This is a genomic window from Antarcticibacterium arcticum, from assembly GCF_007993795.1.
Classification (GTDB): Bacteria; Bacteroidota; Bacteroidia; order Flavobacteriales; family Flavobacteriaceae; genus Gillisia; species Gillisia arctica.
In genome coordinates, this window is sequence record NZ_CP042476.1 from 2,684,594 (window position 1) to 2,701,664 (window position 17,071).

11 protein-coding genes are annotated in these 17,071 nt (G+C 41.5%); 6 read left to right on the forward strand and 5 right to left on the reverse strand.

The annotated features are described in order from the left end of the window. Nucleotides 1-152: 152 nt before the first annotated feature. Both rbfA and FK178_RS12180 read left to right on the forward strand, forming a co-directional pair. Nucleotides 153-545 (forward strand): 30S ribosome-binding factor RbfA, encoded by a 393-nt coding sequence (gene rbfA, locus FK178_RS12175; RefSeq protein ID WP_146835521.1) that lies wholly within the window; start codon nt 153-155, stop codon nt 543-545. Nucleotide 546: 1 nt separating this feature from the next. After that, a complete protein-coding gene (locus tag FK178_RS12180) occupies nt 547-1,746 on the forward strand; it encodes an ABC transporter permease (protein WP_146835523.1) in 1,200 nt (399 codons plus the stop codon). Here FK178_RS12180 and dusB read toward each other — a convergent pair. From dusB to FK178_RS12200, 4 genes are all read right to left on the reverse strand, one after another. Beyond that, complete coding sequence (gene dusB, locus FK178_RS12185; protein ID WP_146835526.1) at nt 1,743-2,735, reverse strand: tRNA dihydrouridine synthase DusB; 993 nt, start codon at nt 2,733-2,735, stop codon at nt 1,743-1,745. The two genes, FK178_RS12180 and dusB, sit on opposite strands and share 4 nt — an antisense overlap. A 121-nt stretch (nt 2,736-2,856) precedes the next feature. Beyond that, nucleotides 2,857-5,274 carry an outer membrane beta-barrel family protein gene (locus FK178_RS12190; RefSeq protein ID WP_146835528.1) on the reverse strand — a complete coding sequence of 806 codons (2,418 nt, stop codon included), beginning with the start codon at nt 5,272-5,274 and terminating at the stop codon, nt 2,857-2,859. A gap of 122 nt (nt 5,275-5,396) precedes the next feature. Continuing rightward, nucleotides 5,397-8,354 carry a glycoside hydrolase family 3 N-terminal domain-containing protein gene (locus FK178_RS12195; protein ID WP_146835530.1) on the reverse strand — a complete coding sequence of 986 codons (2,958 nt, stop codon included), beginning with the start codon at nt 8,352-8,354 and terminating at the stop codon, nt 5,397-5,399. A 3-nt stretch (nt 8,355-8,357) separates the two neighbouring features. Continuing rightward, nucleotides 8,358-9,485 carry an acyltransferase family protein gene (locus FK178_RS12200; protein WP_146835533.1) on the reverse strand — a complete coding sequence of 376 codons (1,128 nt, stop codon included), beginning with the start codon at nt 9,483-9,485 and terminating at the stop codon, nt 8,358-8,360. Nucleotides 9,486-9,692: 207 nt separating this feature from the next. On the opposite strand from FK178_RS12200, the gene FK178_RS12205 reads away from it, so the two are divergent. Genes FK178_RS12205 through FK178_RS12220 form a run of 4 tightly spaced genes read left to right on the forward strand, consistent with a single transcriptional unit; the run spans nt 9,693 to nt 15,632 of the window. After that, the gene (locus FK178_RS12205; protein ID WP_146835536.1) at nt 9,693-10,964 is read left to right on the forward strand and encodes an ROK family protein; all 1,272 of its coding nucleotides are present in this window, start codon (nt 9,693-9,695) and stop codon (nt 10,962-10,964) included. Nucleotides 10,965-10,988: 24 nt separating this feature from the next. Then, nucleotides 10,989-12,908, forward strand: a complete 1,920-nt coding sequence (nagB, locus tag FK178_RS12210; RefSeq protein ID WP_146835539.1) for a glucosamine-6-phosphate deaminase — start codon at nt 10,989-10,991, stop codon at nt 12,906-12,908. A 16-nt stretch (nt 12,909-12,924) separates the two neighbouring features. Next, on the forward strand, nt 12,925-13,845 hold the full coding sequence (locus tag FK178_RS12215) for an N-acetylmuramoyl-L-alanine amidase (RefSeq protein WP_146835542.1): 921 nt from the start codon (nt 12,925-12,927) through the stop codon (nt 13,843-13,845). An 11-nt stretch (nt 13,846-13,856) separates the two neighbouring features. After that, nucleotides 13,857-15,632 (forward strand): exo-beta-N-acetylmuramidase NamZ domain-containing protein, encoded by a 1,776-nt coding sequence (locus tag FK178_RS12220; RefSeq protein ID WP_146835547.1) that lies wholly within the window; start codon nt 13,857-13,859, stop codon nt 15,630-15,632. A gap of 200 nt (nt 15,633-15,832) precedes the next feature. Here the strand turns inward: FK178_RS12220 and FK178_RS12225 are convergent, their stop codons facing one another. Further along, the gene (locus tag FK178_RS12225) at nt 15,833-17,071 is read right to left on the reverse strand and encodes a C40 family peptidase (RefSeq protein WP_146835550.1); all 1,239 of its coding nucleotides are present in this window, start codon (nt 17,069-17,071) and stop codon (nt 15,833-15,835) included.

Genomic DNA, 17,071 nt, shown 5'->3' on the forward strand with positions numbered 1-17,071 from the left:
TTGTGAGTAGTGAGTAGTGAGTAGTGAGTGAGGATTCTTTATAATAATTATAGTTGCCCTCCTTTCCTCTTTTCCTCTTTAACTCTTCTCCTCTCCTTCCAGTTCCATGTAAATTTAATAATATTAATATTTAAATATGTTACTTTTGTAAAATGGAAACAAACAGACAAAAAAAGATAGGTGGCGTTTTACAACAGGACCTTGCCGAAATCCTTCAGAATCATTTGAGGGACGCGGGAGTTAATGGTATTTTGATCTCGGTTTCTAAAGTAAAAGTACCTACAGATCTTTCTATTGCTAAAGCCTACCTGAGTATTTTTCCTGCAAAAAATGCTGCAGAAATGCTGGAACAGCTTAATACCATTAAGCCAAAGATCAAACACGAACTGGCACAACGCACAAAACATCAGCTAAGGCGTATGCCCGATCTGGAATTTTATGTAGATGACTCCCTTGAATACATTGAAAAAATAGAGAAATCTATTAAAGGAGAAGAAAATCCAATCGCCAACCCTGACCTTCTGGAGCGCAGGAAAAAATCCTAAAGTGAATTTTTCCCTTTACATTGCCCGGCGCTACCTCTTTTCCAAAAGCAGCAATAATGCAATAAACATTATTACCATTATTGCGGCCATAGGTGTATTTGCCGGAGCTTTCTCACTCTTTATTGTACTTTCCGGTTTTTCGGGACTTAAAGATTTCAGTCTTTCCTTTTCCAACGAATTTGATCCCGATCTCAAGGTTTTTCCTGAAACCGGCAAAACCCTGAACATTACAGCTGAAGAAAGAGCAAAACTGGAGCAAATTGAGGGGATTGCGGCTTTTTCAGAAATTGTGGAGGAACGGGTGTTCCTGGAATATAAGAACAAGACGCACACTGCATTTATAAAAGGAGTCGATCCCAACTACAGAAGAGTAAATAATATAGATTCTTCCCTGGTGTTTGGAACCTGGCTGGCGCAAAGCGAATTTCAGGTAGTTGCAGGTAATGGTATTGCACGGCTGCTTTCTTTAAATACTTTTGATTACCAGGACCTGCTTAGCATCATGGTACCAAGGCCGGGAAAAGGACAGGTTACCAATCCCACAGATGCTTTTAACCGCGAGAATGTAATTGTAACAGATATTTACAGTGTTAATGAAGATCTGGACAGCAAATATATTTTTTCGAATATAGCGTTTGCAAGAAGTTTACTGGAAATTGACGAGAACCAGATCTCTGCCATCGAGATCAAGCTTTCCCCCAATTCCAACCCCGAAGCTGTTCGTGCTGCTCTGGCTACCGCTCTGGATCAAAACATTACTATCAGGAACCGTGCACAGCTCAATGAAACCCTTTATAAAATGCTGAACACAGAAAACCTTGCCGTTTACCTCATCTTTACGCTGGTAGTGATCATTGCACTTTTTAACGTCATTGGATCTATAATCATGGTGATTCTTGATAAAAGGGAAAATATTAAGACCCTTCACAGCCTGGGTGCTTCCCCCAATGCCATTAAAAATATTTTTTTCCTGCAGGGGGCACTTATGACGGTTGTTGGTGGAATTATTGGATTGCTGGCGGCAGTGCTGGTGGTGTATCTACAGTTACAGTATGACCTGGTAATGATCACTCCAAGCTTGCCTTATCCTGTGAAGATCACCTTTATCAATATACTGTTGGTACTATTGACAATTGGGTCACTGGGACTTCTGGCGTCCTATATTGCGGCAAGCCAAAGCAAAAAAGCCCTTACTGCCTAGGCAAATTCAAAACCGGTAAATTCTTTTTCCACCTCATCAAAAGCAGCAAAAACATCTGCGGCCTCATCGCTGGTTACCATCTTTGTCCTGAATTCTTTAAAATGAGGAATGCCTTTAAAATAGTTGGTATAATGTCTTCGGGTTTCAAATACCCCAAGTTTTTCACCTTTCCAGTCTATTGCCATTTGTAAATGCCTGCGGGCGGCATCCACGCGCTCATCAAGGCTAGGTGCTGCCATATGTTCTCCGGTTGCAAAGAAATGCTTCACTTCCCTGAAAAACCAGGGATAACCTATGCTGGCCCGCCCAATCATGGCACCGTCCAGTCCGTATTTATCCCGCATTTCTGCAGCCTTTTCCGGGGTATCTACATCGCCATTCCCAAAAACCGGAATATGCATTCTGGAATTGTTCTTTACTTCGGCAATTGGTGCCCAGTCGGCAGAGCCTTTATACATTTGTGCGCGGGTTCTTCCATGAATGGAAATTGCCTTTGCTCCGGCATCCTGTAGTCTTTCGGCTACCTCAACAATTCGAATAGAATCCTGGTCCCAGCCAAGTCTGGTCTTTATGGTTATTGGTAGATTGGTGTGTTTCACCATCGCCGCTGTAAGGGATACCATAAGGTCGATATCCTTCAGAATTCCGGCCCCTGCTCCTTTTGAAACCACCTTCTTCACCGGGCAGCCGAAGTTGATATCTATCATATCCGGCCCAGATCTCTCGACGATCTCAACAGATTCCAACATGGATTCCAGGTTGGCTCCAAAGATCTGAATGCCCACCGGGCGTTCTTTTTCGTATATATCGAGTTTCATCACGCTCTTAGCCGCATCGCGAATAAGACCTTCAGAAGAAATGAATTCAGTAAAAACTACATCTGCACCCTGTTCCTTGCACAACGCGCGAAAAGGAGGGTCACTAACATCTTCCATGGGCGCAAGCAGCAATGGAAATTCTCCTACATCTATGTTTCCTATTTTGGCCACAATCAATTATTTAAGGCTGCAAAAATAAGGTTTTTTTGTTAATCTTAAGTCGGGAAGAATTACAACGGTTTAATGCTGGTTGATTTTATAAGAATTGCCGTATACAACATTACAATATACACTAGATCCTGTCGCGTTCTGCCGCCTCGATCTTGCGCTGATTGTCGCTTAACCTGAAATTTCCAAAATTGTACTTGAAACCTACCCGCACAAAACGGGTTTCTTCCTGTGCAAAATAAGAGTTATCCTGGTTGAGATATCGGGAGGTTAGCCGCGTATTGGTTGTGTTCAGGATGTCTTCAACATTAAGGCTAAGTTCGGCTCGATTGTTCCACAGGGTTTTTCTAAGACCTATAGAAAAGGTGGTAAAAGGATCCAACTGGTAAGAACCCGAAATATAATCTGTCACGTGCATCAGGAATAAATTCCCTTCCAACGTGCCATCCCTGGAAAGTGTGAAAATATTATATACGTAAGCCTGTATCCCGTTTACTTCATTTGTTACCTCCCAGTTTCCGCTTTCTACTGCCAGAAAAGTGTTTTCATCATGGAAAAAGGAAGTGAATACCTGGGCATACCAGAAATTGGTGATTGACCTGCTATGAGATATGTCAAGGCCATATGCTTTGCTGTTAACCAAATTGGCGCTAATTGTCCTGATATTAAAGTTTTCGTTATCCTGAAAAGCCAATATAGATGGTGTAATTCCAGTATCCTGGTAATAAAAGTCAAAGAAATATTGCCCCTTTAGCGAATAATTTAGGTTGAAGTTATTGCTTATCGCAGCTTTAAGATCTGGGTTACCCGCATTAAAATTATTTTCATTCAGAAAATACCGGAATGGGTTCAGGCTTTCATATTTGGGCCGGGCAATTCTCCGGGCATAATCCAATGTAAGCACGTGGTCTTCAGAAATTGAATGCTGAAAATATGCGGTGGGAAACAATTCAAAATAATTTTGATTGTTCACCTCTCCCATAGAATTGGAGATCCCGGAAATATCTGTATACTCCCCACGAAGCCCTGCTTTTATCGCCCATTTTTCCCATTCTTTGGTTATACTGGTATATCCAGCATATATTTTTTCATCATATAAAAAATTGTCTGAAAGGGTGTTTACAAATTCCCTGGAATTGTTGGCGGTATTGAAAAAATCTATTCCGCTTTCAGAATCTATCATAGAAGCTTTTGCTCCCAATTCAAAACTGGTGCTTCCCAGCGGGGTTTCATAATCTACCTGCGCCGTGAAAATATCGATGTTCTGGGCGGCATCTGTCATGAAACTTATCCTGTTAATTATTTCCTCCTGCGGGGAGAAATAGGTTGAAATCACATCCTGCACCCGCTCCTGCCCAAAATTGGTATAATGAACGGTGGAGGAGATCTGGGCTCCTTCCTTTTTTAACTTATGGGTATATTTTAAGTTAAGCGCAATATTCTCTTCATCATTTTCCAGACCGCTCCTGGTTACAAAGGAAGAATCCAGCTGAAACTGGGGATTTCTAATGTGCGTTTCCACCGTATTGTCAAATCGCTTGTTTGGAGATACCATCGCATTGGCCGAAAGGCTAAGGGTATTGCGGGCATTTATAGTATAATCAAGATTCACGTTGGCATTATGGGCCTGTGAAGTGGTGGTACGGTTAAAGTCTGTATTCCAGCGGGATAGAATATCGCCATTAGGCTTCATAAAGTTGATATGGCTGTCGTCATTCTTAAACTCCTTGAGGGGACTTATACTATAGTTTGCAAAGACATTTAGTTTCTCACTTTTAAAATAATGACTGGTACCAAACTGGTATTTAGGATAAATGGCCTGAGTATAATTCCCGTTAATATTTCCCTTGTAACCCGGAGTGAGATTGGTACTGGTTACAATATTAAGGATGGCACCCCCTTCAGCCTCATATCGAGCAGGAGGATTGGTAATCACTTCAATAGATTTAATATTGGAAGCAGAGTAACTCTCAAGCAGTGTTTGTAATTCTGACGAAGACAAGTGCACTTTCCTGTCATTTATATAAACAGCCACTATGTTATTTCGTACTAGTAACTGATTTTGGCTCACTATAACCCCGGGAGTTTTCTTCAAAATATCCCAGGAATTTCCGTTGGAAAGCGTGGAATTTTCTACATCAAAAATAATCCTGTCTATACTTCGCGTGATCTTGGGTTTTTTGGCATTAATGGTAATTTCCTGCAGGCCAGCTGCATCCTCCTGTAAGGTTGCCAACCCCAGATCCTCATCGCTATTTACTTTAACTTTTTTAAGAAAGTTCTCATAGCCCACAAAACTTATAGATAAAACATACTCGTTGGGGGCAATGTTTTTGAAGAGGTATTCCCCCGCCTCATTAGAAACTGCTCCCCTGTAAACGGTTGTAGAATCTGCCGAATTTAATAAAACCACATTTGCAAAAACCACAGGGTTCCTGTCCTGGTCCTGCACTATACCTTTAACCGAATTTTGAGAATAAGCCTGAAATGAAGAGAACAAAACCAGAAAAAACAGGGGCAACGGATAGTAATTTATCTTCATGGGGGAAAATTACAGTTCTTGTTTTAAGTATTAAGATTGCAAACAAATATAGCATTTCTTTGAAAACTGTTAAGAAATCTATGATTTATTTGGAATTCAATACCAATGTCCCGAAAAGGCTATTATTCCCCGAATTTCTTTATGGCATCATACAACACCTGGTGGATCTGGGTGCGGGTATTGAGCCGGTATAACCGGGAATTCTCCCTTGTTGGGGAGACCCTGTTTGAAAGAAATATATACAGCAGGTCATATTCTGGATCCATCCAAACCATAATCCCGGTAAAGCCGGTGTGGCCATAACTCGATGCACTCGCATCCTGTGCGGTATTTCGGCTTTCACCCTTTTCATTGTAATAAGGCTTGTCAAATCCCAGCGCACGGTGATTTTCAGAATCAGGAAACTGGCGGCGGGTGAATTCCTCAATGGTTTCTTCATTGATATATCTCACGCCCCCATACTCTCCCTTGTTAAGGTACATTTGTAAAAGTTTAGCAAGGTCAAAAGCATTCCCAAACAAGCCGGCGTGACCCGATACGCCGCCCATCATTATTGCACCCTCATCATGCACAGTCCCGTGAATAGTTTCATGCCTGAAGTTATAATCATCCTCTGTAGGAACAATCCGGGATTTTGGGAATTTAGCCAACGGATTAAAAGTAAGGGAAGTTGCGCCCAGGGGTTCATAAAAACTTTCCTTTAAATAGGAGGAGAAATCAGTATCTATGCGACTCTCAACAACCCGGGGCGCCAGAATGAAAAAAAAATCTGAGTACACGTATTTCTTTTCTTCCCTTAGAGGAGATTTTCTTATTTCCTTTACGATCTTATCTGGATAGTTGCGGTGCAGGTACATGGTATTGGTGAGCCTAATAGGAAACCTTGCTGAAGAATCATTTTTTATAGTTGCCCATTTATAAGATCCGTTTTTTCTTTTGGTGTTTTTCCAGAACGGGATCCATGGCTGGAACCTTGCCTGGTGCGTTAAGATATCCCTATAGGGAATTTCGGCTTTATTGGATCTGCGAAAAGACGGTAAGTGATTGGAAAGAGTTTGATTGGGGTGAAACTTATCTTCATCATACAATTTCATCAACGCCGCCATAGATGCAGAGATCTTTGTGACCGATGCCAGATCGTAAAGATCTTCTTTCTTTACTTTAATTGTGTCATGGTACACTTGCGTTCCGTAAGCTTTATGAAAAACAATTTTTTGATTCCTGGCAACCAACACCTGCCCTCCTGGAATTGCTTTTGCATTTATGGCTTCCTGCATAAGGGAATCTATTCTTTTATTCAGGATGCCGGAATCCATTCCCGCATCTTCAGGAATAGCATAAGAAAGCCGTAAGCCATCTTCCAACACAAGACCCTCTCCTACTTTAAATTTTTCCCCCACACTTACGGGAAGTTTTCCACTTGAACCACTCCCCCCAAATATAAGCTGGGCCGCAAGTTCCTGGTAATTTTGCGTATCCTGATAGGTAACTATTAGCCCCGCTGCTTTTTCAATATTTTCAAGTTTATCGAGCACATAGGGGTTTTTAAACAAACTTATTATGGTATTTTTTTCTGAAACAAGTTCCTTTAGAAAGCTTTGAACCTCCGCAGATATTTTAAGGGTGTTCCTGGGAAATTTACTATCATCATGGATCCCGGCAATTACCAGGTCAAAATTACCGAGCTCATTTTTTAGAGTGTGAATATCCCCGGCAGATCCTTCATTTTTAAGATTGAAATGTGAAACCCGGGTGTACCGGGAAAGAGTTTTTTGAAAATTGGTTTGTTCTTCAACTCCTATTGAAACGGAAGCGATCCTTAGTCCCTGTAATTTTTTAACCGGGAGGATATTGTTTTCATTTTTTAGCACCGTTATAGAAGCCCGGGCCAGTTTTTTATTAAGGTGATTAGCCCGGGGAGTATTGAGCTCTTCGATAATATTTATAAGGGATGTTGGTTCAAATTTATTAAGGCCTACCCAATATTTTACGGCGAGGATCTTTCTACACCTTCTGTCAATTTCAGCCTGACTTATGAGCCCTTTATTAATTGCTTTTCTTATTTCCTGAATTGCTTTTGGGACATCTTCAGTAAATTCCAACAGATCGTTCCCTGCAAGAATGGCATCTTTATCTACAATTCCGGGTTCATTGCCTACGGTAACGCCTTTCATATTCATAGCATCTGTCACTGTAAGCCCCTGAAAGCCGAGTTCTTCTTTTAAAAGCTGGGTAATAATAGGTTTTGACAAGGTAGAAGGTACCCCTGTTGGATCCAGTGCGGGAATATCGAGATGGGCCACCATAACACCACCTATTCCGGCTTTTACTACTTCCCGGAAGGGATATAGTTCCAGTGAATCCAGGCGGGCGCGGGAATGGTTAATTTGTGGCAGGGCATAATGAGAATCCGTATCGGTGTCGCCATGGCCGGGGAAATGCTTTGCTGTGGTAAGTAATTGATGGTCTTGCATCCCTCTCATATAAGCAATGGCTTTGCTCGTCACATTATACTTGTCTTCGCCAAAAGACCTGTAATTTATCACGGGATTATTGGGGTTATTATTAACATCAAGCACGGGTGCAAAATTGAGGTGTAAGCCTGTTCTTTTTATTTGCCTTGCAATTTCGGCACCCATATCATAAATAAGAGACTCGTCCTGTATAGCTCCCAGCGCCATTTGAAACGGATAGCTTATGGTGGTATCAAGTCGCATCCCAAGACCCCATTCCGCATCAATAGCGCCCAGAAGTGGCACCCTGGAGTGTGCCTGGTATTCATTCATTAACCGCACCTGCCTCACAGGACCCCCCTGGAAAAAAATGAGCCCGCCAATTTTTTGTTCCTTAATAAGTTTAAGGATCTCCTTTCTATGCTCATCACCCCGATTGGAATATGCCGCCACCATGATTAGTTGGGCAATTCGTTCATCGGGACTTAATGTCTTCATTATGGAGTCTACCCATTTGCTGTTTTCATATTGCAGAAACTCCGGAGTAACCGGTGCGGTAGCCTGGGCAGAAACGTTTCCCGTTATAAGTATACTAAAGAGAAGGAAGATGGAGGTGATTTTATTCATTACTTAAACTTTAATGTAAATCCTTTGTTTATCCATTATATAGCCAATAAGCCACATGAGCAACATAAAACAGGTTGCAAAGAGCAGGGAGGCATTATAATCTGTTAACCAGCTTAGAAAATAATTTTTGTAAATATAGAGTTTTGAAGCAATCCCGTTAATGTAAATAATATTCATCAGCTTTACCACAAGGCCAGAAAGCACGAAAATAAAAAGCGGATTACGCCCAAAAACTTCAAAGAAATAAGTCCAGGACACCTGTTTCAGGATCTCGATAATCAGGATCAAAACGGCAATTAATACAAGTACCCATCCTACACTTAATAGTACGTAGGAACTGGTCCACAAAGGTTTATTAACCGGGAACCATATATCCCATGTATGGGCCATTATTATAAGGACTATTGCGACGGCGGTTAATTTCCAAATGGTGGAAAATGTATTTCCCGAAAGTTGAATAAACACCCCGGCTACATAACCAGCAATAACATTCACAACGGCAGGCAGTGTGCTTAAAAGTCCTTCGGGATCAAATGGAATTCCAAAGCCCTGCCAAAGGTTTTCGGGCCTCAAAACGGAAAGGTCAAATTTTAGGGCTGCATTGCCTGTAAGACTATAAGGGTCATTCCCATCTCCAAAATAATAGAGAATTCCCCAATACCCAAAAAGGATGAAAAAACTTATAAAGATGGCAGCTCTCATTTTTAGAAAATGAATTATAAAGGCAGCGAGACAATAAGCCAGTGCAATACGTTGTAATACCCCCATAATGCGCATATTCTCAAAATTCCTTAGGGCAAAGTCCCCTGCAGCATCACGGTAAAAGAAGGGAAAGGCACTTAAAAACAGGCCAATTAGAAAAATGAGCAAAGTTCTTTTCAGGATCTTTTTTAAGAAGGCCGGATTACCTCGTTCCGCATATTTTTTAAGGCTGAAACTCATAGCATTTCCCACTGCAAATAAAAAAGATGGGAAAACAAGATCTGTAATAGTGAAACCATGCCAGGGCGCATGCTTAAAAGGGGCATATATGGTAGCCCAGCTGCCCGGAGTGTTCACAAGGATCATTAAAGCAATGGTTAATCCTCTTAAAACATCCAATGCCAGGTATCTTTCTTTTAATTCTGCCATACATAATAGATGGCAAAATGTCAAGGCTTGTTAAAATAAACCCCTCACGGCCACAGTATAAAAATATAAATTTTAATTAAATATCCAATCTTTTATAAAATTTTTGATAAAGTATATTTCAGGATTATTTTTTTACCTATTTTTAGTGAAAATATTATTAGTATTTTGTGAAACTATTTTAACTAAATTCTAAATAAAAAATATTCTATGGCACAGGTTTTACATAATTTCCTTCTTAGCAAAGAGGCGTTTAATGATATAAGTAATGTAGAGAGAAAAAAGCATCTGCAAAAAATTAAGATCATTCGACACCTTTATATGAACAGTGCCAATACAAATGCCGAGATATGTCAAACCTTTAATTTGAGCCTGCCAACCTCAATGGCACTCATTAATCAATTAATAAGTACCGAAATTGTTGAAAAAAGAGGTAGGGGGGAATCTGTTGGTGGAAGAAAGCCGGATCTTTATGGCTTGCATAAAAATACATTTTTTGTGCTAAGTATACATATTGAGCGATATAAGATCAAACTTGCCATTGTAGATAATACGCATACCATTGTAGTGGAAGAGAGCATCCCTTCCAAAATCTCTCCCAATGTGAATATTGTAGATTTCCTTTTTGATTATGCTCAAAATCTTATAGAAACCTCACAAATAGACACCGGAAAATTACTGGGTATTGGTATAAGCATGCCGGGTCTGGTATCATCAAAAGAAGGTAAAAACTTTACTTATTTCTTAACAGGGCAGGAATCAGAATCCCTTCAGGCAGCCCTAAAAAAACAATTCAATAAACCCGTTTATATTTTAAATGATGCCAAGAGCGCTTGTTTAGCCGAGTTTAGGTTTGGCCAGGCAAAGAATAAAAGCGACGTTCTGGTAATCTCCATGGATTGGGGAGTGGGCCTTGGAATTATCATGGATCGTAAAATGCATTCAGGAACCTCGGGCTTTGCAGGGGAATTTGGCCATATTCCAATGGTGGAGAACGGGAAACTATGCCATTGTGGTAAACGCGGCTGTTTGGAAACAGTGGCCTCGGGAATTGCCCTGGTTGAAAAAGCAAAAGATGGGCTGCAGGAAGGCCAAACCTCGGTTTTGCGAAATATGACAAATAATGATTTTGATAATTTAGAACCGGAACTCATAATAGAAGCGGCCAATCGTGGCGACCAGTTTGCGATCAATGTTATTTCAGAAATAGGGATCAATCTGGGGAAAGGGATCGCGATCCTTATCCAGATATTCAATCCCGAATTGATCATTCTGGAAGGAAAAATTGCCGAAGCCAAACAGTTTATAACCACCCCAATCCAACAATCTATCAACACTTACTGTATGATACAGCTTAAGGAGAGAACCACAATTTCCCTTTCTGAACTTGGTCCAAATTCCAGTTTACTAGGTTCTACAGTTGCTGTTGTTAATAATGTATTTAAAAGTCAGCTCGCACTGGCAAAATCAGAGATCAATTAAAAAACCCCAGAATTACCTATTGCTATGGCCAGATTAAACCTGCTTGAAGAAACAAGATTTGAGAAACTTCCGGTAACAGTATACCCAGATGAATTTGAGGCTGCAGATAAAGTCGCAAAGTATGTTGCAGATATTATAAGAAAAAAACAATCGCTGGGAAAACCGGCCGTCCTGGGGTTGGCCACAGGTGCAACACCTGTAGATGTGTATGCCCGGCTGGTGAAAATGCACCGCGAAGAAGGCCTGAGCTTTAAAAATGTGGTCACTTTTAACCTGGATGAGTATTACCCCATGCAGCCCGATTCAAAACAAAGCTATGTGGCCTTTATGGATGAAAATCTATTCAACCATATAGATATAGACCGAAAAAATATCCATATTCCAGATGGCACTCTTGCCCCTGAAGATATTGCTCCCTACTGCCTGGCATACGAACAAAAAATAGAAGAAATGGGAGGCCTTGACCTCCAGATACTGGGAATAGGAAGAACCGGACATATTGGGTTCAATGAACCGGGATCAGCTCCCAATTCGGGAACCAGGCTTGTAACCTTAGATGACCTTACGCGAAGAGATGCATCCAGGGATTTTGGCGGAAAAGAGAATGTTCCTACCAAAGCCATCACCATGGGAATTGGTACCATTTTCAAGGCGAGGGAAATAATTCTTATGGCCTGGAGCCGGAAAAAGGCTTCAATTATAAAGAAAGCCGTTGAAGGTGAGATCTCCGGAAGTGTTCCTGCTACATACTTACAACTTTCAGAAAACGTAAAATTTGTCCTGGATGAGGACGCTGCTTCAGAATTGACAAGATTTAATACCCCGTGGCTGGTAAAAGATTGTAACTGGGATGAAGCCCTCATTAAAAAGGCTGTGATCTGGTTATCTTCAGAAATTAAAAAACCCATCCTGAAGCTTACAGATGAAGATTATAATGCCCACGGAATGGCCCAGCTTGTTACCGAGCGTGGCCCTGCCTATGATATAAACATTCATGTTTTTAACAAATTACAGCATAGCATAACCGGCTGGCCAGGTGGAAAACCCAATGCAGACGATTCCCAGCGTCCTGAGAGGGCAAAACCTTCGCAAAAGCGCTCCCTTATTTTCTCCCCGCATCCGGATGATGACGTTATCTCTATGGGAGGCACCTTTATAAGGCTTGTAGATCAGGGACACGATGTGCACGTAGCCTATCAAACATCGGGAAATACCGCTGTTTGGGATACCGATGTATTGCGATATGTTGAATTTGCCATAGATTTTAATCAGAGTATCGGGCAGGATACAAAGAAACTGGAAGAGATCTATGAGAATATGAGAACCTTTTTGAATACCAAACAACCCAATGAAATAGATCTTGAGGAAATAAGGGATGTGAAAGCCTTCATTAGAAAATCTGAAGCTTTTGCAGGAGCCCGGTATGCCGGCCTTAAAGATAAAAACATTCATTTCATGGCATTACCGTTCTATGAAACGGGAAAAACCGAGAAAAATCCGGTTAAAGAAGTTGATGTTGAAATAACCATGGAACTTCTTCAAAAAATCAAGCCGCACCAGATCTTTGCAGCCGGGGATTTTGCCGATCCTCACGGTACTCATATTGTTTGTTTCAGGATAATCCTGGAAGCAATGAACAGGCTCAGGAAATCTGAGGAATGGACAAAAGATTGCTGGCTGTGGATGTACCGGGGTGCATGGGATGAATTTGAAACCCATGAGATTGAAATGGCGGTACCCTTATCCCCTATGGAAGTTCATAAAAAGAGAAATGCAATTTTTCAACATCAGTCGCAAAAAGACCGGCCCGTTTTCCCCGGGGACGATCAAAGGGAGTTCTGGGTGCGCGCAGAACAGCGCAACAGGGAGACGGCAGAAAATTATCATCAGTTGGGATTGGCAAATTACGAAGCCATGGAAGCCTTTGTACGCTGGAAATTTTAAATTAATCTGGAGTGAAATGAAAACATTAAGAATTTATCTGTTAATAGTCCTCACATCAGGAATATTGGTATCCTGCTCTTCAAATCCATATTCTAAAACCAACAGGGTACACAAGCAACAAACCAAAATGTACGCTAAACAACTGCAGGAATTCCCCCCTCAAATGGATGCGGGGGCTCAAATGCTTAATTTTGGAGAACACCAGGCCGGAACAACAAATTTCAACCTTAGAAAACCAAATTATGTGATCATACATCATACGGCCCAGAATTCTACAGACCACACCCTTAAAACCTTCACCTTGCCAAGGACGCAGGTGAGTTCGCATTATGTTATTGGAAGAGACGGGAAGGTGTACCAAATGCTCAACGATTATTACCGTGCATGGCACGCGGGAGCGGGAAAATGGGGAAATTCATCAGACATTAATTCTTCATCCATAGGAATAGAACTGGATAATAATGGATTTGAGGAATTTTCTCCATTGCAAATTAATAGTCTAATGGAACTTTTAAAGGTTTTAAAAGAGAGACACAAGATCCCGGATGCCAATTTTATTGGCCATTCAGATATTGCGCCTTCAAGAAAAGTAGACCCTAACCCCACATTTCCCTGGAAATTGCTGGCTGAAGAAGGTTTTGGCTTATGGTATGAAGAACCTGCGGTAACGCCACAAATTACTATAGACGGTCGCCCCGGAGGCGATCTTAGCATAGAAGTTTCAGAAAACGAACTTTCACCCAACACTAAAATTGCTGAAAATTCCCCGTTGGAAGTATCCCCGGAGATTGCCTTAAGAATCATTGGTTATGATACAAGCAACCTTGATGCTGCGATCAAGGCCTTTAAGCTGCATTTTATACAAACTGAAGTCAATGGAACTTTAACCGATTATGACCTTCGTGTTTTGAATAATCTTTACAAGAAATATATGTAACACCTGCCGCAATGTCCAAATACCTTCTATTTTTCGTGACCATTTTCCTGGTCTGTTCCCCGCTTTATTCCCAGGATCTGGAAGAAATGGAAATATTGTCCAGGGAAGAATGGCAGGCTCAACCTGCAAAAGAGGGTATGAAATGGCATATCCCCAGGTATATTACAATTCACCATACCGGGACAAACCAAAACCCCAACCGTTCGGCTGCTGAAAAACTTCAGGCGCTGCAAAGATTTTCTTATACCGAAGGTGTTTTAGGTGACGGTGTAACTCCTAAAAAGCCCTGGCCAGATGTACCTTATCATTATTATATTACTGTTGACGGAATCGTGGTTGAGGGAAGAGAGATCCAGTATCAGGGAGATTCCAACACAGATTATGACCTCAACGGCCACGCCCTTATCGTGGTGGAGGGAAACTTTAATAAAGAAGAAGTCAAAGACATCCAGTATGAGAAACTGGAACAACTGGTATTTGCCCTGGCTAAAAAATATAAAATTACCGCGGAAGGAATTACGGGACATAAAGACCAGGCAGAAACCACCTGTCCCGGTGAAAATCTCGATATTTTGATCCCGCAGCTTTGGGAAAAGGTTGAAGATCTTGAGAATTCCAGGGTCAAAATAGGCGCTGAACAACTATTCTCTCCCGAATATTTAAACCTTATCAAAGGCAAATGTGTAGGCCTGGTGACAAACCACACGGGACTTCTACCTGATGGCACCCATTTGATTGATCTTTTAAATGATCATAAAGATGTAAAATTAACTTTGCTTTTTGGCCCGGAACACGGACTGCGAGGGGAAGAGGATACCCACGTGGCAGATGGGGTAGACAAAAAAACAGGTTTACCTATAATCTCTCTCTATGGAAAGGTGCGTAAACCAACAAAGGAAATGCTGAAAAAGGTAGATGTGCTGGTTTTTGACATTCAGGATATCGGGGCACGGTACTATACCTATATCAAAACAATGCTGAACGTCCTTGAAGCGGCAGCGGAAGAAGGAGTTCCCTATATTATTCTTGACAGACCAAACCCAATTACCGGTACATATGTTGACGGACCAATGGGTAAACCTTTGGAATCGGCATCGGGGATAGGGAATATTCCCATCGCTCACGGAATGACGGTTGGGGAGCTTGCTAAAATGTTTAACGGGGAACGAAAGGAAAAAGGACTACCGGCGGCAAAACTCACGGTGATTCCATTGAAAAATTATGAACGGGACCAGTGGTATGACCACACCGGGCTTCCGTGGGTGAAGCCTTCCCCAAATATGCTGAATTTAAAAACTGCGATTTTGTATCCTGCAGCCTGCTTACTGGAAGGCACAAATTATTCTGAAGCACGAGGTACAATGGAGCCTTTTGAGGTTTTAGGGGCTCCCTGGGTAGACGGAGAGAAATTAGCCGAAAAATTAAATTCCTATAATCTGCAGGGATTAAAATTTCAACCAAAAACCTTTGTGCCGGACAGTATTGTTGACGGCATCAAGATCTATCCGCCTAAATTTATGGGAGAAAAGGTAGAAGGTGTTGAGATCATTATTACGGACCGCGATAAGCTGGAATCGGCTAAAGCCGGGGTTTATATCCTTCACGCTTTGCTGGAATTATATCCGGATAAATTTGAATGGCGTAATGCCAGGATGGATGGTTTGTTGGGAACTACAAATGTGAGAGAAAAATTACAGGCCGGCGTTTCCCCGGAGCAAATCGTAAGGGAATGGGATGAAGCTGAAGATAGTTTTAGAAAGGAAAGGGAAAAATATCTGCTCTATTAAAAATTCCTAATAGTTTTTTAAGATGTATAAGCCGGTAGTTTTGTTTATTCTTTTAATGGTGGTTTTGGCAAGCTCCATTTCAGCTCAGCAGTTACAAATGCAATGGACTCCCCGGGAAGACCTCAATATGGGATCTCACCTTCTACCTTCCAAGGTTTAAGCCCACAACCCTTACAACTTACAACCTACAACAAATTAACCTATTTACTCTTTTCCCAAAAAAGATCACTTTGGGTAAGCTGTATCAATTTTTCATCTTCCTGGCCTAAAACCCTTTTGGTTCTCAAATACCGGTTGTAGTTGTATTCGTCAAAATCTTCGGCATTGGGATCCATATTGCTTATATGCACATCCCCCATCGAATGGATAAATTTGTTATCGCCAATCCACATACCTACGTGTATAACTCTCTCGGTGGTGTTGTTGGTTGCTTTCCTTCCGAAGAATAAAAGATCTCCCGGTATCAGGTTTTCAAAATTTCTTTCGGTGTCGACTTCAATTCCGGTGTGGATCTGTTGAGAAGCATCACGAGGAATGATAATTCCGTTTAGGAAGAAAATTGTTTTGGTATAACCGCTGCAATCCACGCCTTTGGCTGAAGTTCCTCCCCACAGGTAAGGAATTCCCATCAATGATTTAGAAGTTTCAACAAGGCTCTCTCCGGAAGGTTTTAAAGCTGAAAGCCATTGCTCATAAGGCTGCGCCTTTGATTGCTCAATATATCCAACCTTTCCGTGAGGATACTTTACTTTATAAAACCCGTTTTCCTCTGTTACCAACTCCAGGATGTTTCCAGCCACAAGATCTGATACCACCTGGGATTCTTTATTTGCACTTTCATAAGCAAAGCCGAAAGTTTCAAGGTAGATCACCTTATCTGCCGCTTTCCATTTAGAGAGATCATTATTTGAAAAAGGTGTTACTCCGCCGTAATCCACCCACGCCAGGTAACCTTCAGGAGTCTGGATGTAATACCAGCCCCCGTCTTTCTTGTAAACCTTTACAGGTGTTCCAAGTATTGCCTGTGTAACAAGCTCAGAGGAATGTGAGGGCTTTGACCTTAGATTGGCAACAGAGATCTTAATAACCCCTTTGGTATTCCCCGCCATTTCAGCTGAAGGCAGCATCGCAATACTATCTGTAAAAGCAATATTTTGAGCTTTGAGTCTTTGTTTCAGATCACTCACCGCCTCAGGGAGGTTAGACTCTCCTTTTAAAATATACGTGCCATTGTGGTTAGTTGATTCTACATCAAATAAAGCAACTCTGCCATCGGGAGCGTATTCAGATTTCACAGCTTTGATATATTGTTCAGAAGCGTTTACAACCGGAGCCTGGGCGGTTGTGTTACTTGTGGTATTTACATCTGCAGTTTTGCAGGAAACAGACAATAATATTAGTCCGAGGGCCCAAAATTTTAAAATTCCTGTTCTTTTCAT

Excerpts from the sequence above, each read along its gene's own strand:
- FK178_RS12190 (WP_146835528.1), bottom strand. The coding sequence starts at position 5,274 with ATGAAGATAAATTACTATCCGTTGCCCCTGTTTTTTCTGGTTTTGTTC.
- FK178_RS12200 (WP_146835533.1), bottom strand. The coding sequence starts at position 9,485 with ATGGCAGAATTAAAAGAAAGATACCTGGCATTGGATGTTTTAAGAGGA.
- FK178_RS12220 (WP_146835547.1), top strand. The coding sequence starts at position 13,857 with ATGTCCAAATACCTTCTATTTTTCGTGACCATTTTCCTGGTCTGTTCC.
- FK178_RS12215 (WP_146835542.1), top strand. The coding sequence starts at position 12,925 with ATGAAAACATTAAGAATTTATCTGTTAATAGTCCTCACATCAGGAATA.
- nagB (WP_146835539.1), top strand. The coding sequence starts at position 10,989 with ATGGCCAGATTAAACCTGCTTGAAGAAACAAGATTTGAGAAACTTCCG.
- FK178_RS12205 (WP_146835536.1), top strand. The coding sequence starts at position 9,693 with ATGGCACAGGTTTTACATAATTTCCTTCTTAGCAAAGAGGCGTTTAAT.
- FK178_RS12225 (WP_146835550.1), bottom strand. The coding sequence starts at position 17,071 with ATGAAAAGAACAGGAATTTTAAAATTTTGGGCCCTCGGACTAATATTA.
- rbfA (WP_146835521.1), top strand. The coding sequence starts at position 153 with ATGGAAACAAACAGACAAAAAAAGATAGGTGGCGTTTTACAACAGGAC.
- FK178_RS12195 (WP_146835530.1), bottom strand. The coding sequence starts at position 8,354 with ATGAATAAAATCACCTCCATCTTCCTTCTCTTTAGTATACTTATAACG.